The sequence below is a fragment of the Aquimarina amphilecti genome, from assembly GCF_900109375.1.
In the GTDB taxonomy this organism is placed as follows: Bacteria; Bacteroidota; Bacteroidia; order Flavobacteriales; family Flavobacteriaceae; genus Aquimarina; species Aquimarina amphilecti.
Map to the genome: position 1 here is coordinate 86,201 of NZ_FOAB01000008.1, position 18,232 is coordinate 104,432.

The 18,232-nt window shown below is 32.0% G+C and carries 13 protein-coding genes; 10 read left to right on the top strand and 3 right to left on the bottom strand.

The features are described 5' to 3' along the window. Positions 1 to 16 precede the first annotated feature (16 nt). Positions 17 to 496, bottom strand: coding sequence for a GNAT family N-acetyltransferase (locus BMY33_RS19705; RefSeq protein ID WP_091411734.1), 480 nt, complete (start codon positions 494 to 496; stop codon positions 17 to 19). 177 nt (positions 497 to 673) lie between these two features. On the opposite strand from BMY33_RS19705, the gene fbp reads away from it, so the two are divergent. The 5 genes from fbp to BMY33_RS19730 all read left to right on the top strand — a co-directional run bounded on the left by fbp (position 674) and on the right by BMY33_RS19730 (position 5,202). Continuing rightward, on the top strand, positions 674 to 1,684 hold the full coding sequence (gene fbp / locus BMY33_RS19710; protein ID WP_091411736.1) for a class 1 fructose-bisphosphatase: 1,011 nt from the start codon (positions 674 to 676) through the stop codon (positions 1,682 to 1,684). 301 nt (positions 1,685 to 1,985) lie between these two features. Continuing rightward, a complete protein-coding gene (locus tag BMY33_RS19715) occupies positions 1,986 to 2,336 on the top strand; it encodes a fructose 1,6-bisphosphatase (protein WP_091411738.1) in 351 nt (116 codons plus the stop codon). Between the two features lie 20 nt (positions 2,337 to 2,356). Further along, the gene (locus tag BMY33_RS19720) at positions 2,357 to 3,181 is read left to right on the top strand and encodes a cell envelope biogenesis protein OmpA (protein WP_091411740.1); all 825 of its coding nucleotides are present in this window, start codon (positions 2,357 to 2,359) and stop codon (positions 3,179 to 3,181) included. Beyond that, complete coding sequence (locus BMY33_RS19725) at positions 3,168 to 3,659, top strand: Rab family GTPase (RefSeq protein WP_091411742.1); 492 nt, start codon at positions 3,168 to 3,170, stop codon at positions 3,657 to 3,659. The genes BMY33_RS19720 and BMY33_RS19725 overlap by 14 nt, the downstream gene beginning before the upstream one ends. A 4-nt stretch (positions 3,660 to 3,663) precedes the next feature. Further along, on the top strand, positions 3,664 to 5,202 hold the full coding sequence (locus BMY33_RS19730) for an ATP-binding response regulator (protein WP_091411743.1): 1,539 nt from the start codon (positions 3,664 to 3,666) through the stop codon (positions 5,200 to 5,202). A gap of 37 nt (positions 5,203 to 5,239) precedes the next feature. On the opposite strand, the gene BMY33_RS19735 is transcribed toward BMY33_RS19730, so the two are convergent. Further along, entirely contained in the window at positions 5,240 to 5,671 is a 432-nt protein-coding gene (locus BMY33_RS19735) for a tellurite resistance TerB family protein (RefSeq protein ID WP_091411745.1), read from the bottom strand. A gap of 770 nt (positions 5,672 to 6,441) precedes the next feature. Between BMY33_RS19735 and BMY33_RS19740 the strand changes: the two genes are divergently transcribed. The 5 genes from BMY33_RS19740 to pdeM all read left to right on the top strand — a co-directional run bounded on the left by BMY33_RS19740 (position 6,442) and on the right by pdeM (position 15,708). Continuing rightward, on the top strand, positions 6,442 to 9,654 hold the full coding sequence (locus BMY33_RS19740) for a fibronectin type III domain-containing protein (protein ID WP_091411747.1): 3,213 nt from the start codon (positions 6,442 to 6,444) through the stop codon (positions 9,652 to 9,654). 289 nt (positions 9,655 to 9,943) lie between these two features. Next, positions 9,944 to 10,972, top strand: coding sequence for a ligase-associated DNA damage response exonuclease (locus BMY33_RS19745; RefSeq protein WP_091411749.1), 1,029 nt, complete (start codon positions 9,944 to 9,946; stop codon positions 10,970 to 10,972). Beyond that, on the top strand, positions 10,969 to 12,597 hold the full coding sequence (locus BMY33_RS19750; RefSeq protein ID WP_091411750.1) for an ATP-dependent DNA ligase: 1,629 nt from the start codon (positions 10,969 to 10,971) through the stop codon (positions 12,595 to 12,597). Before BMY33_RS19745 ends, BMY33_RS19750 begins: the two co-directional genes overlap by 4 nt. Then, complete coding sequence (locus tag BMY33_RS19755) at positions 12,594 to 15,062, top strand: ligase-associated DNA damage response DEXH box helicase (RefSeq protein WP_091411752.1); 2,469 nt, start codon at positions 12,594 to 12,596, stop codon at positions 15,060 to 15,062. Before BMY33_RS19750 ends, BMY33_RS19755 begins: the two co-directional genes overlap by 4 nt. A gap of 7 nt (positions 15,063 to 15,069) precedes the next feature. Then, positions 15,070 to 15,708 carry a ligase-associated DNA damage response endonuclease PdeM gene (gene pdeM, locus BMY33_RS19760; RefSeq protein ID WP_280139544.1) on the top strand — a complete coding sequence of 213 codons (639 nt, stop codon included), beginning with the start codon at positions 15,070 to 15,072 and terminating at the stop codon, positions 15,706 to 15,708. A 69-nt stretch (positions 15,709 to 15,777) separates the two neighbouring features. Here the strand turns inward: pdeM and BMY33_RS19765 are convergent, their stop codons facing one another. After that, a complete protein-coding gene (locus BMY33_RS19765) occupies positions 15,778 to 18,153 on the bottom strand; it encodes a DUF5686 and carboxypeptidase-like regulatory domain-containing protein (protein ID WP_091411753.1) in 2,376 nt (791 codons plus the stop codon). Positions 18,154 to 18,232 lie beyond the last annotated feature (79 nt).

The following is an 18,232-nucleotide window of genomic DNA, read 5'->3' on the forward strand; positions in this document are numbered from 1 at the left end:
ATTATACATCTCTGAATTACATCTTTGAAACAAATGCATTTAATCCATGTTCATCCATCTGTACTACCTGCCAACCTTCTAGAATTTTAGCACCACTTTTAAGATAAAAATTAACCGCAGGTTTATTCCAATCCAACACATTCCATTCTACCCTCTTCACTCCTTTTTCCATTCCATACTTCATGACTCTTTTATATAGCGCCATCCCAATACCAGAACCTCTCATAGATTCCCTAACAATAAGATCTTCTAAATGTACCGTTCTTCCTTTCCAAGTAGAAAACCTAAAGTAAACCAATGCTAAACCTACTAACTCATTATTAATCTCTGCTACAAAACAATGAAAGAGTGGTTTTTCTCCAAAACCTTCTTTAATCAAATCTTCTACAGTTACATCCACTGCATCAGGTTCTTTTTCAAAAAGAGCTAGCTCCTCTATTAATGTAAGTACTTGAGGCATATCCCCAACAACTGCATCTCTTATAATATAGTCCATACGTCAAAAGTTTATCAAAACTATAAAATATGTATTAGAAACCAGACAATTTTATAATCTTATGCGAATCTAATTTTGGTTTTAGTAATTCTTTAAAAAGTTTGACAAATTACAGTTACGAAAACGTTTTAGTTATTTAAAAAATAATATTTTTGCAGAAATTCAACACAACCAAAAATGGCTAGAAAAAACCAAACCTTAGGAGAATTTATTATCGAAAACCAAAAAGACTTTCCATATGCTAGTGGAGAGCTTTCTCGATTGATCAATTCAATTCGACTAGCTGCAAAAATGGTAAATCACGAAGTAAACAAAGCAGGCTTAGTTGATATTACCGGAGCTATAGGTGAAACTAATGTGCAAGGAGAAGATCAACAAAAACTTGATGTACTAGCTAATGAAACCTTTATCAATACTCTTACCAACAGAGAAATTGTTTGTGGTATTGCTTCTGAAGAAAATGATGATTTCATTACAATTAAAGGTCAAAAAAGCGATCACAGAAACAACTATGTAGTGCTTATGGACCCCTTAGATGGTAGTTCTAATATAGATGTTAATGTTTCTGTAGGAACAATTTTTTCAATTTATAGAAGAGTTACTCCAACTGGAACACCTGTTACCATGGAAGACTTCTTACAACCAGGTAATTTACAAGTTGCTGCCGGATATATTATTTATGGAACCTCTACTATGTTAGTGTATACTACAGGTCATGGTGTTAATGGATTTACATTAAATCCTGCTTTAGGCACCTATTATTTATCACATCCTAATATGACATTTCCAGATGATGGAAATATTTATTCTGTAAATGAAGGTAACTATATACATTTTCCTCAAGGAATTAAAGATTATATAAAATACTGTCAAGAAGAGAAAGAAGATCGCCCTTATACTTCTAGATACATCGGTTCCTTAGTTAGTGATATACATCGTAATATGATAAAAGGTGGGATTTATATGTACCCAAGTACATCCAAGTCTCCTAATGGAAAACTTCGTTTATTATATGAATGTAATCCTATGGCTTTTATTGCTGAGCAGGCTGGTGGTTCTGCCAGTGATGGATTTAGGAGAATTTTAGAAATAAAGCCTACTGAACTGCATGAGCGTACTCCTTTCATATGTGGTAGTAAAAATATGGTTCAGAAAGTAGAATCATTTATGAAAAATTCTGAATCTTAAAAAAACAATCGTTTTTCTTAAGGTATAATTATTTATTACTATCAGGTGAATAGCCTAACAATGTTGTATTTGTAAAAAAAGACTTATGAATAGATCGATTACAGTTAATTTTCACTATTCTTGCAATTAAATAATAAAGAGTTTCCCCTCCAACCAACCGTTATAAACTCTATAACTAAACGTATTACATTTATTGTAAAAGCAAGTAACTTTAACATTATTGTTCTGTGAACTCATTTTTTTAATGTTTTTATGTTAAATTTACCTGAAGCTCATAGAACAACAATATAAATTACCAAAAATGGCCAAAGAAAATAAAGCTGCGCAAGAACAGGTAGTAAATGATCCTTCTTCAAAAATAGAAGCAATAAAGAATCTAATATTTGGAGAAAACATTGCTGCTTATAATTCTGAATTTGACTCAGTTAAAAAAGATATTTCTTCTAAAAAAAAGGAGCTTGAAGATTTTATTGATGATACTCGAAAAGAATTAAACCAGGCAATTGACAACCTTAGTACTGATATAAATATAAGAATCACTGAATTAGAAGATAATCTCGCTGATAAAATAGAGATGTTAGATGATAAAAAGGTAGATAGAAAAACATTAGGTGATCTTTTAATCGCTATGGGAGAAAAAATCAATAAGTAGTAATCTGTTTATCCAACAATATGGAAGAACAGGATAAATTAAAAATTCTAAAAGAACTACTTCTTACAGAAGAGAAGGAGTATGCGGAATCGATTGCCAAAAAAGTTGATGAATTAAGTAAAATTGTTCATCAAAAACAGCAGTTATCGCATAAAGTAGACCCTATTATTGATGATAGATTAAAACAATTTGTTGAGGATATACCAAAAACTTTAGGACCCACAATTACTGAAACTTTAAAGGAAGAGATTAAAAACTCTCAGGATGCAGTGGTAGAAGCATTATTTCCAATAATCGGTAAAATGATTAAGAAATATATAGCTCATGAGATGAAACTGTTAAGTGAAAACATTAATCGAAAAACCAGGCAAGCATTCTCATTCAAAAACTTATTTAGAAGAACTAAGGCCAGAGCACAAGGAATTAGTGATGGCGATCTGGCTATAACAGATTATGCCAAACCTAGATTAATACAGATGTTTGTTATTGAAAAAGATTCTGGTTTACTAATAACAGATTATAGCCCGTTATCAGACAATACTGTCGATAAAGATATGATCGCAGGTATGTTAACTGCTATCAAAAGTTTTGTCGAAGATGCTTTTCAGGGAGGAAACCAAAATCTAGAAACCATAGAATACGAATTATACACTATACACGTGCAAAATTTTTATTCTTACTATATTGCCGCTGTAATTTCTGGCGCATATAATATGATGTTTAAAGAAGTATTAGAAGATCAAATTATTAACTTTGCGCAACATCACATTTCTAAAAGAGACTTAGAAAACAGTGAACTTTTTACTAAAAAATTAAAAAAACATTTTGAAGATGAAATTGTCTAAAAAAGTAGTGCTTTTAGGACACTTTGGTGTAGGAAAAACGTCTTTATTCAGACGTTTTATTGATAACGAATTTTCTGAAGATTATAAAGTTACCTTAGGTGTTCAAATTAAAAAGAAGGTAATCGAAATGCCTGATGGTCGAGAACTTTCTATGATCATTTGGGATACCGAAGGACATACAGATATAGAAGATACTAGAAAATCATACCTTTTAGGATCTAATGCCTTTATTTATGTATTTGATCTTACTCGTATCGACACCTATAAAGATCTCAACCAGGATTTAGAATATCTTTCTAAAAATCACCCGAAAGTAAAGGTCAAGGTTATAGGTAATAAATTAGATCTGGTAAATGAAAAGGAAGTAACAAAAAAATTCGAAGAACTAAATATAACTGTTGATTGTTTGACCAGTGCAAAAACCAATAAAAATGTGCAAGATTTCTTTGTAAATCTTGCAGAGGAAATAACTGCATAGTACTATGACGTATCAAGAAGAAAAGTTACTATTTAATCAAAAAACGCAATGTACAATCGTTCAATATGATGGGACGATTAAAGAAACCGATAGTAACATATTTAAATGGAAAGTAGGAGCATCTATATATGATGTTCATCCATTTTTTGAAATTATAAAAGGGTTCATTGAAGTTTTCGAAAAAGAAGAAACTTTCTATAATTTTCCTTGTATTCATTTAGAAGAAAAAAAACTTGACAAAATATGTGATGTCACGATTAAAATAAACACAGAGGAAGTTGTTATTTTACTATTTGATTACTCTACTAAGTACTATGAACTTAATAAAATAGCGCAACAAAAGAATGAATCCATTCTTAAAGCAAAAGAACTAGAACTTAAGAACCAATATTTAATTGATAAAGAAAAGTTTAAAAATAGTTTTATTGCCAATATCAACCATGAAATAAGAACACCTTTAACAGGTATTTTAGGTTTTATCGAAGTTTTAGAAAAAACAAACTTAAACTTTGAACAAGAAGAATTAGCTAGAATTATAAAAAGACAAAGTATCCACCTCAATTCCTTGATTGAAGACATGGTAGATATTTCTAAAATAGAATCTGGTAAAATAAAAATAGTAGATGAAAGATTTCTATTTATTAATCTGGTAGAAGGTTTCGAAGAAACATATGCTAAACTTGCTAAAGAAAGAGGAATAGAATTCGAAACACACATAGATCCTAATATTCAGGAATATCTAATTGGAGATAGAACACGCGTATTTCAAATTTTGAATAACATTCTTAATAATGCTTTTAAATTCACTGAAGAAGGCAAAGTAAGTTTATCAGTTACCAAGAATTATCAACGTACCAACAAGCTTAGTGTTAGCTTTAAGATAGAAGATACTGGATTAGGGATACAAGAAGAAAATCTCAACAATATTTTCGACAGATTTACCCGTTTCAATGAAGACAAACAAGTTTCAGGAACAGGACTTGGATTAGCTATAGTAAAAGATCTAGTAGATCTACTAAACGGAGAGATAAAGGTTACAAGTGAGCCAGATAAAGGGACTACCTTTGATATCAAATTACCGTTTAAGTTTGATGTAACGAAATCTACTCCAGAAAAGAAAAAGAAAAAATACACCCTTCCAGAAACTAAAAAGAAATTTAGAGTATTAGTAGTCGAAGATGAAGAAGCTACACAGTTCCTTTTAATGAAAATATTAATTAGTCATGGAAGTTTCTTTGTAGATGTAGCTATTAATGGTCAAGAAGCTATTAACTATCTCGAAAGAAGAAACTATGACCTTGTTTTAATGGATTTAAAACTATCAAAAGTAGATGGTTACCAGGCAACTCATATGATAAGGAACAATTATGGAGATAAGGTAATCTCTGAAGTACCTATTATTGGATTTACCGCAAAAGCAACCGAAGCAGAAAGAGATAAATGTTTACGTTCTGGAATGGATGATTTTATCGCAAAGCCTTTTGAACAAGAAGATTTACTTTACAAAATAGTAAAGCAAATAGCTAAAAAAGCCGCTTCATAGAAGCGGCTTTTTTTATAAACTATTAATCGAATATAATTTATCGACTCATATTTTTAATTTCATCTGCAAATGTATCTCCATCCACATTTTGATCAACTAAAGAAAGTGCTTTATCAACTACATATTTAGCGTTGTCTGATCTAAAACCTAATCCAATACAAAGTCTTTCTAATAATACAACTTGATCATCTCCTTTTATATTATCCGCATATACCATTCTAGCTAAATCAAATAATCTTCCCAATCTCACATCATAGCTTGTTGGAGGATTAATATTATGAGAAGCATAATCTTTTAATATTTCTTTATAATCATTTTCAGAAATATCAAGTTTTCGAGCTAATCGATCTAAGAAAGCTCTCTCTTCATCAGTTATAACCCCATCACTCATTGCTACCCTAACAATTGCAGCAAAATGATCTTGATTTCTCTTCTGAAACCCACTATCAAATAAATCAGATATTGACATGTATTCTTTTGTTTTATTTTGCCGCAAATATAAGTAAACTATATACCTTTTAAAATTTAATAAGCGAGATTTTTTATTCACATTTCATAACTCTTAAACAAGGATAAAAACTAACCTTTGTTATATTTATCGGTCTATTGGTTACAAATTAACTTTATATTTTAGGATAACCAAAGAAGATTAAGTTTAGTTCACAAATAAACTATAACACCTCTTTAAAATGGGCAAAAGCTATTGATGCTAGCCTACACCTTTTTCAATATACAAAAGACGTAATTATATAGAAATAGTACTACTTATTGACCCATCGTATTGTATAGAGCATAACCCCTTTTAATGAACTTTATTCATAAATTCTTTTATTATTGTCTTCCAAATGAAAATATGACAGCATTTAGGGTTTAAAATTAACAAATTCTCAATATGAGAAAACAAATCACTACGTTAAAACCACGAATAATAAAAGGTATAATGCTTTAATAATATAGACATTTGTTTTAATTAGTTTTATCGTCTTTAAGAGATTTTTATTTACAATACATTAACTTTTAAAATATCAAAAAATGATCGAAAATATATTTATTGCATTTTTTAAATAACCTAATTTTTTCAAAGAATACAAATTATAATTCGCTAACTATGAGAAATCCCAACAATTTCAATTAGTCATCGGATTAAAAACTTTTACAAAAATCTGTTTTACTAATAAACATATCTCTATCTCTCTTTGAAAAAAAAACAATTATTATCTCAAATCAAACAAAAACAAAATGAAACAACAAACTAGAACAAAACGATCCTTTTACTATTTTCTATGGTGCATGTTTTTTATGACCCAATTATCAATAGCTCAAAATATTTATGTCTCAAAATCCGGAAACAACAGTAACGATGGTTCTTCCCCCAACTCAGCATTACGCACCATACAAAATGCAGTAGATAAAGCTAACACCGGAAATACAATTCTAGTCGAAGACGGAATATATAATGAAAAAATATCTTTTTCAAACAAAACAAACTCTAATAACACAAGCAACTACTTAACACTAAAAACATCTGGAAGCAATGTTATTATATCTGGACAAGGGCTTTCACCAAATGGTAGAGAAGGACTTATTACCATAGAAAACTCCAATAATATTAAAATTATTGGTTTCGAAATTAGAGATTTTCAAACTAATGATAGTGGTCAAACACCGGTTGGTATCCTTGTCCGTGGAACATGTTCTAATATTTCAATTATCGATAACAAAGTACATGACATAAAACATTTAAGTACTTGTCATCAATCAAGTTACTGTGGAGTCGGAGCACATGGTATCGCAGTGTATGGAAATACACAAACAGGAATCAAAAACATAACCCTTGAGAATAATGAGGTCTATAACAATATACTACAAGCCAGCGAAGCCTTTGTACTAAATGCTAATGTTACTAACTTTCTAGTAAAAGGCAATTATGTGCACGATAATAATAATATAGGATTTGACTTCATAGGGTATGAGGGAGAATGCGACGAATGTGTAGAGAATGATAATGATACAGATAGAGTACGTAATGGACTGGTTACTCAAAATATCGCAGAAAACAATAGCTGTGATAGCAATCCTTGGTATAACTTACCGAATGTACCATACGATAAGCGAGAGCGAAGTGCTGGTGGTTTTTACGTAGATGGTGGAACAAATATTGTTTTTGAACGTAATATCTCTAGAGGTAATGATCTAGGGTTTGAATTTGCCAGCGAACATAATGGAAAGAAGACAGAAAATATAATTATGTCCAACAATGTTGTGTATCAAAACACAGAGGCAGGTGTAGCTATGGGAGGGTATTCTTCAAATGGAACAGGTAGTGCTGATAATATATATATTATAAATAACACTTTTTACAAGAACAAAAATGATGCCGGTTGGGGTTCAGAAATTACCTTTCAAAATAGAGTAACAAATACTAGAATAGCCAATAATATTATTTTTGGATCTTCTAGTGTTGGAGAAAACTATGAAGGAATCAACAACAATGGCAATACTAATATTACATTTAAGAAAAACCTATGGTGGGGTACTTCCACAAGTGGTCAAAATAATTTACCAGGTAACCGTGTCGTTGTTAACCCCCAATTTAATAATATTTCAGAATTTGATTTTAGCTTAAGTTCAGATTCACAATCTATAAATAATGGGTTGTCGGAAGGATTTATAACAAACTGGGTAGATCCATTTTGGGATGATATATATCCAAACGGTATCCCTTTAATTGGATTAACCGATTTTAATGGCGAAAACAGAACTGTAGGTTCAGTCGATATAGGAGCTTTTGAATTTATGGCAACTACTGTTAGTGCGCCTTTAGCACCATCAAATCTAGTAGGAGTTTCGAATACGACGAATAGTATTTCAATAAATTGGGTAGATAACGCCGATAATGAATCTGGATATAGTATAGAAAGATCGCTAAACGAAAATTCTAATTTTCAAGAAATTAGTACTGTAAACACAGATATCACTTCTTATCAGGATGAGAACCTAAACCCTAATACTACGTATTATTATAGAGTTAGAGCATATAACGATGTTGGTTTTTCTGAATATAGTAACGTACTAGAATTGACAACCGAAGCAGTTGTGGTTTCTCTGCCAGCACCTTGGGAGAATACTGATGTAGGAAATCCTCTTATCTCTGGAAATGCCTCTTATGATAATGGAACATTTACTGTAAACGGAACAGGAGCTGACATATGGGGCCAATCAGATCAATTTCATTATGTATATCAACCTTTAAATGGAAATGGAGAAATTATTGCTAAGATTGAGAGTGTTGACAATACCAATAATTGGGCTAAAGCTGGTGTAATGATTAGAGAAACATTGAACCCAGGGTCTAAACATGGTATGTTAGTAGCAAGTTATTCTGAAGGCATCGCTTTTCAAAGAAGAACAGCCACTGGTGGTGTCACTACACATACCGGAGCTGCTGGAAGTCCTTCTTTATGGCTTAAATTAGTTAGGTTAGACGCAACATTAACAGCACATCAATCAATTAATGGAAATAATTGGACAAAAGTAGGTGAAGACACTATTGATATGGCAAATGATATCTATATAGGCTTAGCAACAACCAGTCATAATGAACAAGCTATTTGTTCTGCCGTATTTAATGATGTACAAGTAAAAGGTACTATCGAAACCAACGTAGAAATTACTATTGATGGAAATGATACCGATTGGAGTAGCGTAGAACCTATTTCTACAAATGGTGCTGGTGGTTTAACCTCATTGAAAGCATACGATGATAAAGATTACATTTACCTCTTGGCTCAAGGGACAATGAACACCAACTATATTTTCTTTATTAACACTGACAATAGTACAACAACCGGGTACAAAAACGGTCTTTGGTCTCCAGAAGGAAGTGATTATAGTATAGAAAATGGAAGCCTATTCCAATACTCTGGATCTGGAACTAATTGGAGCTGGACACTAAAAGGTTCTTCTTCTGTTTCGGTAGTAAAAAATGCGAATACGATAGAACTTAGAGTTGCCAAGAGTGTATTCCCTAATCTTCAAAACGCTATAGGAATTGGATTAGATATTGAGAATAGCTCATGGAATACCGTTGCAACTTTACCTTCATCTGGCACTCCACTTGCTTATTACACATTACAAGGTAATATTAACAGAGCGGGAATAGAAAGGGATAACGTTTCTATTCTAAAAGGGTCATATCCAAATCCATTCTCTGGCAATGGTATTAATATAGATATAACAACGGATTCTCCTAAGGAAAATACAGTTACGATCTTCAGTATACAAGGTAAAAGACTGAAGCAATTAGAACCTACTCAGATATCTCAAAATGTTTATAATTACCACTGGAATGGAAAAAACGGAAATGACACGCCAGTTTCGCCAGGGATTTATCTAGCTAAAATTAAATTAAACACTACCTATAAAACGATAAAAATCATCAAAAACAAATAAATTTTTATAGGTAATAGAATTTAACAATCTTCGGAAACCCCTTAATATATTATTAAGGGGTTTTTATATCACCTTATGCTACAAATAGCATTAACTTAAAAATGCTGTCTATAATAATCTATATAATCAGAATATATTAAGCATACTTAGAAAAATTAAAGAAACCTCTTTCAACTAAGAGTTATTTAAGAGGTTGAACAACTCCTAATATTTCTATAAACACTTTCTCGTCCACATAGTATTCCGTACTTTCAATCAAGTAAATAAAATGAAGTTGTAACCATCATTTATGTCATATCGACCACTTTTAGAATTTACAGAAAAAGGAATCTATTGTGATGTTGCCAAAGTATATCTTGATCCTTGGAAACCGGTAGATAAAGCAATTATTACACACGGACACGCCGATCATAGTAGATGGGGACATAAACAATATATTACGCATCACACGAACATCCCTATTATCAAACATCGACTAGGAGATATTAACGTTAACGGAAAAGAATACGGAGAAACTTTTATAATAAACAATGTAAAATTTAGTCTACATCCCGCAGGTCATATCATCGGAAGTTCTCAAATCAGAGTAGAACATAAAGGAAAAGTTTGGGTTTTCACAGGAGATTATAAAATTGAAAATGACGGTATTTCTGTTCCTTATGAGCCTGTAAAATGTCATACATTTATTACGGAATGCACTTTTGGGTTACCCGCATTTAAATGGACACCTCAAAACGAAGTTTTTAGAGATATTAACCAATGGTGGGCAGAAAATAAATCAGAAGGCAAAACTTCTATACTCTTGGGATATTCTCTTGGAAAAGCACAACGTCTTTTGAAATATTTAAATCCTGAAATTGGAAGGATTTATACACATGGAGCCATAGAAAACATGACCAATGTTATTAGATCAATGATCGACTTCCCTAAGACTACTTTGGTAACGAGAGAAACTAAAAAAGAAGATTTTATCGGGAATATTGTAGTAGCACCGCCTAGTGCTCATGGTAGTACTTGGATACGGAAAATGGTGCCGTATGTAACAGCCTCGGCTAGTGGATGGATGACATTTAGAGGAGCTCGAAGACGAAGAGCAATTGACAAAGGGTTTGTACTCTCTGATCATTGTGATTGGGATGGTTTATTAACGGCCGTTAAAGAAACTGGAGCTACTAAAGTTATAAGTACCCACGGATATACGGAAATATTCTCGCGATATCTTAGGGAACTTGGGTATGATGCTCGTACAGAAAAAACACAATATGAAGGTGAACTTGCAGAAATAGAAACTAAAAAAGAAAGTGAGGTTATAGAATGAAACAGTTTGCAAACCTCATCAAAACTTTAGATAGCACCAATAAAACCAATGTAAAAGTAAGCGCATTGGCTTCTTATTTTAAAAATGCCCCAGAAAATGATAAAGTATGGACTATTGCTATACTCTCTCATCGAAGACCACCAAGACCTGTAAACACGACGTTACTTAGATCTTGGGCTTCAGAATTAGCGAACATTCCGCTTTGGTTATTTGAAGAATCATATCATATTGTTGGAGATTTAGCAGAAACCATAGCGCTTGTAGTCCCTACTTCAAAAGAAAGTTCCACAAAAACCCTAACGGAATATCTACAAGAAATGATCGCTCTTAAAAAGCAATCCGAAGAACATAAACGTGCATATCTTCAAAAAAATTGGGGAGTATTAAACTACTACGAACGTTTTGTGTTTACAAAACTGATCACTGGAGGTTTCCGAATTGGAGTAAGTCAAAAATTAATGACACGCTCTTTATCCAAAGCTACTGAAATAGATGAAGATATATTAGCATATAAATTGATGGGGAACTGGGATCCCAATACTATTTCATTCCAAGATTTAGTATTAGAGGAAAAAGAATCTGATTTTCTTTCAAAACCCTATCCTTTCTACCTAGCATATGCAGTAGAAAATGAAGTTTCGGATCTAGGAAATATAACAAATTGGTATGCCGAGCATAAATGGGACGGAATCAGAGCTCAAGTTATTATTAGAAACAACGAAATTTTTGTCTGGAGTCGTGGAGAAGAATTGGTAACGGATAAATATCCAGAATTTCAAGAACTCTTAAAAATCATACCCAACGGAACCGTTTTAGACGGTGAAATTCTACCATTCCCAAATGGAAAAATAGGAACTTTTAATGATCTACAAACCAGAATAGGGAGAAAAACAGTTTCTAAAAACTTATTACAAAAAACTCCTGTTATTCTAAGAGCATATGATATGCTAGAGTGGAAAGGAAATGACATCAGAAACTATCCATTTTCTGAACGTCGTGAATTATTGGAAAAACTATTTCTTAACGTCCGTCATTCTGAACTCAACCCAGAATCTGGAACACCTTTGCATCTATCAGAAAAAATGACTTTTAACTCTTGGGAAGAAGTAGCCAATGAACGCGAACGATCTCGAGATGTTAAGTCAGAAGGTTTGATGTTAAAAAAGAAAGATTCACCTTATTTAGTCGGTCGCAAAAAAGGAGATTGGTGGAAATGGAAAGTAGATCCACTAACTATCGATGCGGTTTTAACATATGCTATGCGAGGACATGGGCGTAGGTCTAATTTATTTACAGATTATACTTTTGGACTTTGGAACGAGGATAAAACTGAATTAGTCACTTTTGCAAAGGCATATTCTGGTCTTACCGACGCAGAGTTTAAGGAAGTTGATAAATTTATAAAGGCAAATACCTTAGAACGTTTTGGCCCAGTAAGAAGTGTAACTCCTCAGCTGGTTTTTGAAATAGCTTTTGAGGGAATTGCTTTATCCAAAAGACACAAAAGTGGTGTGGCAACTCGATTTCCTCGCATCTTAAGATGGCGACAGGATAAAAAAATTCAAGAAGCAAATACATTAGAGGATTTAAAAACATTGATCCCCAGTCTAACGAAGGAATCATGACCCAGAAAGAACTTTTTACCATAGCAGAATCTTGGTTCCAACAACAACAATGGAAATCTTTCCCTTTTCAAAAACAAAGTTGGAAAGCATTCTTACAGGGTAAAAATGGATTACTAAATGCCCCAACAGGAAGTGGAAAAACGTATTCTTTATGGGTTCCGATTGTTCTGAACTATATAAAAGATAATCCTGACTATCAAACCAAACATAAAAAAGGATTGAAAGCAATATGGATCACACCGCTACGAGCACTTTCGCAAGAAATTAAACAAGCGACAGAAAGATTTGCTGAGGACTTAAACACACAATTAACCATCGGTATAAGAACTGGTGACACTTCTCAAAAGGAAAGAGCTGCTCAAAAAAGATCCATGCCGGATTTACTAATTACCACACCCGAAAGTTTACAATTACTACTTGCTTCTAAAAGGTACGATAAAACTTTTAAAGACTGCACTGCGATTATTATTGATGAATGGCATGAATTGTTAGGAACAAAGAGAGGAGTTCAAATTGAATTAGCACTATCTCGATTAAAAACAGTTTCTTCTAAACTTAGAATTTGGGGAATATCAGCTACCATCGGAAACTTGGAGCAGGCACGTGAAGTTTTATTAGGACATCAATCAGATGCTTTACAAAACTCGGTATTAATCAAAGCTAACATTAAAAAGAAGATTAAGGTAAAAAGTATTATTCCCAAAGAAATGGAAACCTTTCCTTGGCGGGGTCACTTGGGAATTCATTTATTAGATGAGGTTGTACCTATTATCAAAAGAAGTAAAACAACATTGCTTTTCACTAATACTCGTAGCCAATGTGAAATCTGGTTTCAGAAAATACTACAAAAATATCCTGAATTCGCAGGAGAAATGGCTATGCATCACGGTAGTATTAATAAAGAAACAAGGCTTTGGGTAGAACAAGCAATACGGAATGAATCTTTAAAAGCAGTAGTCTGTACTTCTAGTCTTGATCTAGGTGTTGATTTTGCTCCAGTAGAAACTATTATTCAGATTGGAGGGCCAAAAGGAGTGGCACGATTCTTACAGCGAGCAGGTCGTAGCGGACATCAACCTGGAAAAACAAGTGTAATCTATTTTTTACCAACACATGCTATAGAATTAATTGAAGCATCTGCTTTACAGCAAGCTGTAAAACATAATACAGTAGAAGATCGAATTCCGTACCTAAACAGTTATGATGTCCTGATTCAATATCTTACCACACTAGCGGTTTCTGATGGATTCTATCCAAAAGAGATTTATCACGAAATTAAAAGCACTTTTTGTTACCAAGCTATTTCTGAAGATGATTGGAGATGGATCCTAAATTTTATAACTATTGGTAGTCAAAGTTTACAAAGTTATGATGAATATAAAAAAGTAGAAATTCTACAAGATGGATTATTCAAAGTAAATAATCGAGGTATTGCTATGCGTCACCGCCTACAGATAGGCACCATTGTTAGTGATGCTGTGTTAACGGTCAAATACCTTAAAGGTGGATATATTGGAAGCATTGAAGAATGGTTTATTTCAAAATTGAAACCTGGAGATGTTTTTACTTTTGCAGGACGAAACCTGGAACTTGTTAGGATAAAAGAAATGAAAGTTTTGGTAAGAAAATCTTCAAAAAAAACATCCAAGGTTCCTAGTTGGATGGGCGGTCGATTGACACTTACATCCCAAATGTCTGAATTACTTCGGAAGGAATTATATAAAGCTTCATCCAAAACTGACGAAAAAAAATCTTTGGAATTAAAAGCACTATCACACATATTTCAGAAACAACAAGAAGAAAGTATCGTTCCAGGGTCCGATGAATTCTTAATAGAAACCTTTAAAACTAGAGAAGGATATCACGCGATTTTTTATCCTTTTGAAGGTAGATTTGTCCACGAAGCTTTAGGAAGCTTGTTGGCCTATAGAATTAGTCTTTTATTTCCTATCTCTTTTTCCTTAGCATTTAATGATTATGGTTTTGAACTGTTATCAGACCAAGAAATTGATATGCAACAGGTAATTGACAACAATCTTTTTGCTACAGATCATATGCACAATGATCTTCAAAAAAGTCTGAACGCTACAGAAATGGCTAGACGAAAATTTAGAGATATAGCTGTAATATCAGGAATGGTGTTTACCGGATACCCCGATAAAATGCTAAAAAGCAAACATTTACAATCCAGCTCACAATTATTATTCAATGTGTTTAGAGATTTTGAGTCTAAAAACCTCTTATATCAACAATCTTTTATTGAAACATTTGAACATCAATTAGAAGAAGGAAGATTACAAAAGGCCTTGGAAAGAATAGAAAATCAATCTATTGTTTGGAAATCCTGTAAAAAAGCGACTCCTTTTTCATTTCCTATTATAACAGATCGATTACGAGAAAAATTATCCAGCGAAAAACTTGAAGATCGTATTAAAAAGATGGTAGCTTTGTTGTCTAAAAAATAATGAATCTTTGAAATTCCAAACCATACAAATACAAAATCAAACTTTTCTTCTGCATCCTACAGGCGCAATGTTTTGGAAAGAAAAAAACATCCTTTTGATAGCGGATTTACATCTAGGAAAAATATCCCATTTTAGAAAACACGGTAGCGCGGTACCTCAAGAAGCAATTCTCAAAAATTTTGAACGATTAGACGCAGTTCTCGAAACCTTTACCCCATCTAAAGTTTGTTTTTTGGGAGATCTTTTTCATAGTTTCATTAATAATGAATGGATATTGTTTTCAGAATGGGTATCTAGAACTAAAGTAGAGCTTCTTTTAATCGTAGGAAATCATGATATCATCTCTCCTCTTAAATATGAAGAAATAGGCATAAAACTAGGTTTAGAATTAATTTTAGATAATTTTTTACTTAGTCATCATCCTGAAGAAAGAGAAGGTCTATTTAATTTTTGTGGACATATTCATCCAGGCGTACTTTTAGAAGGTTTAGGCAAACAACGTTTACGCTTGCCTTGTTTTTACCAAAAAGAAAATCAACTTATCCTCCCCGCTTTTGGAGAGTTTACTGGTAATCATATCCTGGAATCTACAAAAAAAGTTAAAATATATGCTATCACAAAAAAGGAAGTTATTTTAATAAATTAATTACTTAAATAACAAGAATCAAAGCCCATCGATCCTAAATCTTTTCTCTAAAAAATTGAGCCTCATTAGTTATTTGATCTTAAAACTTATATTAAATTTAATTGCTAAATTATCTTCAAAATCTTCATTTGAATAAAAACCATATCTATAAAACCCGCCTAAACCAAATCCTAAATAACCTAAATTGAGGTAATTCACTTTAAATAAACTCTTTAACTCTAAACCACTTTCTAAAAACACCTCATCCATTGTGTTAAAAGGAACAAGAGCGTTATTGTTATTAATAAGATTACCCCAACCTATATTTTGATGCATTACGATATCAGGTTGAAATTTTCCAATTTTAAACAACAATCCCTCGAAATTGTGAGCAATAAAAAGGTTAGCGTATCTATCAGACACGAATTCGTATGGAGTCATTGTCTGAAAAAGATTTTTACTAAAAAAAGGGTAGTCAGTATCGTAATTACCTTTTCCTGTAAACGACAATCCATAAGGAACTGCATTATCTATATAGCCACCCTCCATCCTATAACTAGTCTTTCCAAAGCTTTTAGTGTAAAAAGAATGATCTAGAGATACTTCTATTTTATTATAATCTATATCTCCATCAAGAATATCATCAAATCCTTTAGAAAACGAAAAACCAATAACCGGGTAATCTGTTCCCGATGTGAATCTTTGATTAAACGAATTAATCATTTTTTCCTTGTATGCATATCTAAGATTAAGAGATAAACTGCTATTGATATATTCTCTAAAGTTTGTTGTTTCACGAATGAATTCATATTCGTACTTAGGATTAACTGAAGTATGATTAAAGGATAAATCAGCTGTTAAATATTTTAAACTTCTGAAATGAACATTTACCGAATGCTCTCTTATCTTATCAAAGTTAAATCCTAAATAACTTCTGAAATTTAAAAACTCTAAATCTTGTTGTTGTCTATTGTAATTACCAACTTCTCTTAAGTTTACCTGATACTGATATCCTATGGATACTTCATTCTTTTTTGACACTAAGTAATTTACTTCTCCACCATATTTCCAATCGTTATCATCAAATCCATATCCCACAAAACCACCTAAACTTAATCGATCATCAAACTTATCATTTGTATACAAGCCTGTTCCTAATCGAAAACCTTCAAATTGATTCATGATTATGGTTTTATTTATATCAATATCTACCATACCAACTGGAATTTTACCTCTAAAAAGACTCTCTGATAAGGTTAAAAATTTATCTAAATCCACCTTTTCTCCAATACTATCTAAAACTCTATACGTAATCTTTTCTTTTGGATTTAAACCTGTATTTCGATTTAGGTTCCAGAATACACTATCCTTTTTAGTAGCACCTTCTGCAATACTAACAACTTCTATTGGAAAATCTCTTTTTTGTAACAAGGTATCTAAAGAAATATTGGTAATATAACTTTTACCATTCATCACTAAATTATTTTCTTTACTTGGATACTCTGGCATTGACAATTTATAATTCAATTGTTCAGGAAACCATATAGAATCTCTTAACAACGTGTACTTTTGTTGAATTTTTAAATCAATTTTTCCTTTTTGATATGGAGAAGCTGTAACATTCTGTATTGCAAATTTATTAGTGTTTATATGGATTATTCCCTTTAACCCTTCAAAGTTTTTATTTGCCTTTGGCTGAAAAGAAATCACATGTATTGTATCTTTTTTTACTGGTATACTCTCTTCAAGAAAAAATTTATACTTTTTTAAGCTTCCTTTAGATATCGGGTTTAAGTAATTAACCTCGAACAAATTTATCATATCAGTATAAAAAGAAAAAGGTTGAATATCTGTAGCTAGTGATGCAAATTGAGGATTTCTAAAACCTGAAACTTTAGTTCCGATAACTATTTCATTACTTAAATCCGGTTCTAAAAATTTTCTTTTAGTAATACTCTCCATGATCATCATATGCCCACCTTTAAGTCTTTTTACCAACGACACCGAATCTTTATTTTTTTTTGAGCGGACATCAAAAATGATTTTATTATAAGAGTTATATGTAAAAGACTGCAACTTCTCTGGATCATTTATTTCCCTATTTTTAATCGCGTTTCTTATAATTCTATTTGCTGGATTCTCGGCTGATGAAATAACAACTTGATCTAGTTGATTTTCTTTCGGTATTAATTCAATAACTATATAAGTAGTATCTATTACATCTATATTTTTTTTATCGTACCCCAAATAACTACATACCAAACTATTAACATCTATCTCAGAATTAAAAACAAAATTTCCGTCAATATCGGTAATAGTGCCTAATGTTTTGTTGTTATTAAAAACGATAGTAGAAAACGCTAGTGGCTCTTTTGTATTAAAATCAAGCACTTTTCCTTTTAAAGATTTTTGAGAAAAAATAGAACTCCCAACTAATAAAAAGCACCAAATTACTATTCTATACATATATTATGTTTTTAGTATTTGACTCTACATATTAAATTTTGTTACAAACATTTATTTCTTATAAAAGTTAAAGAATTCT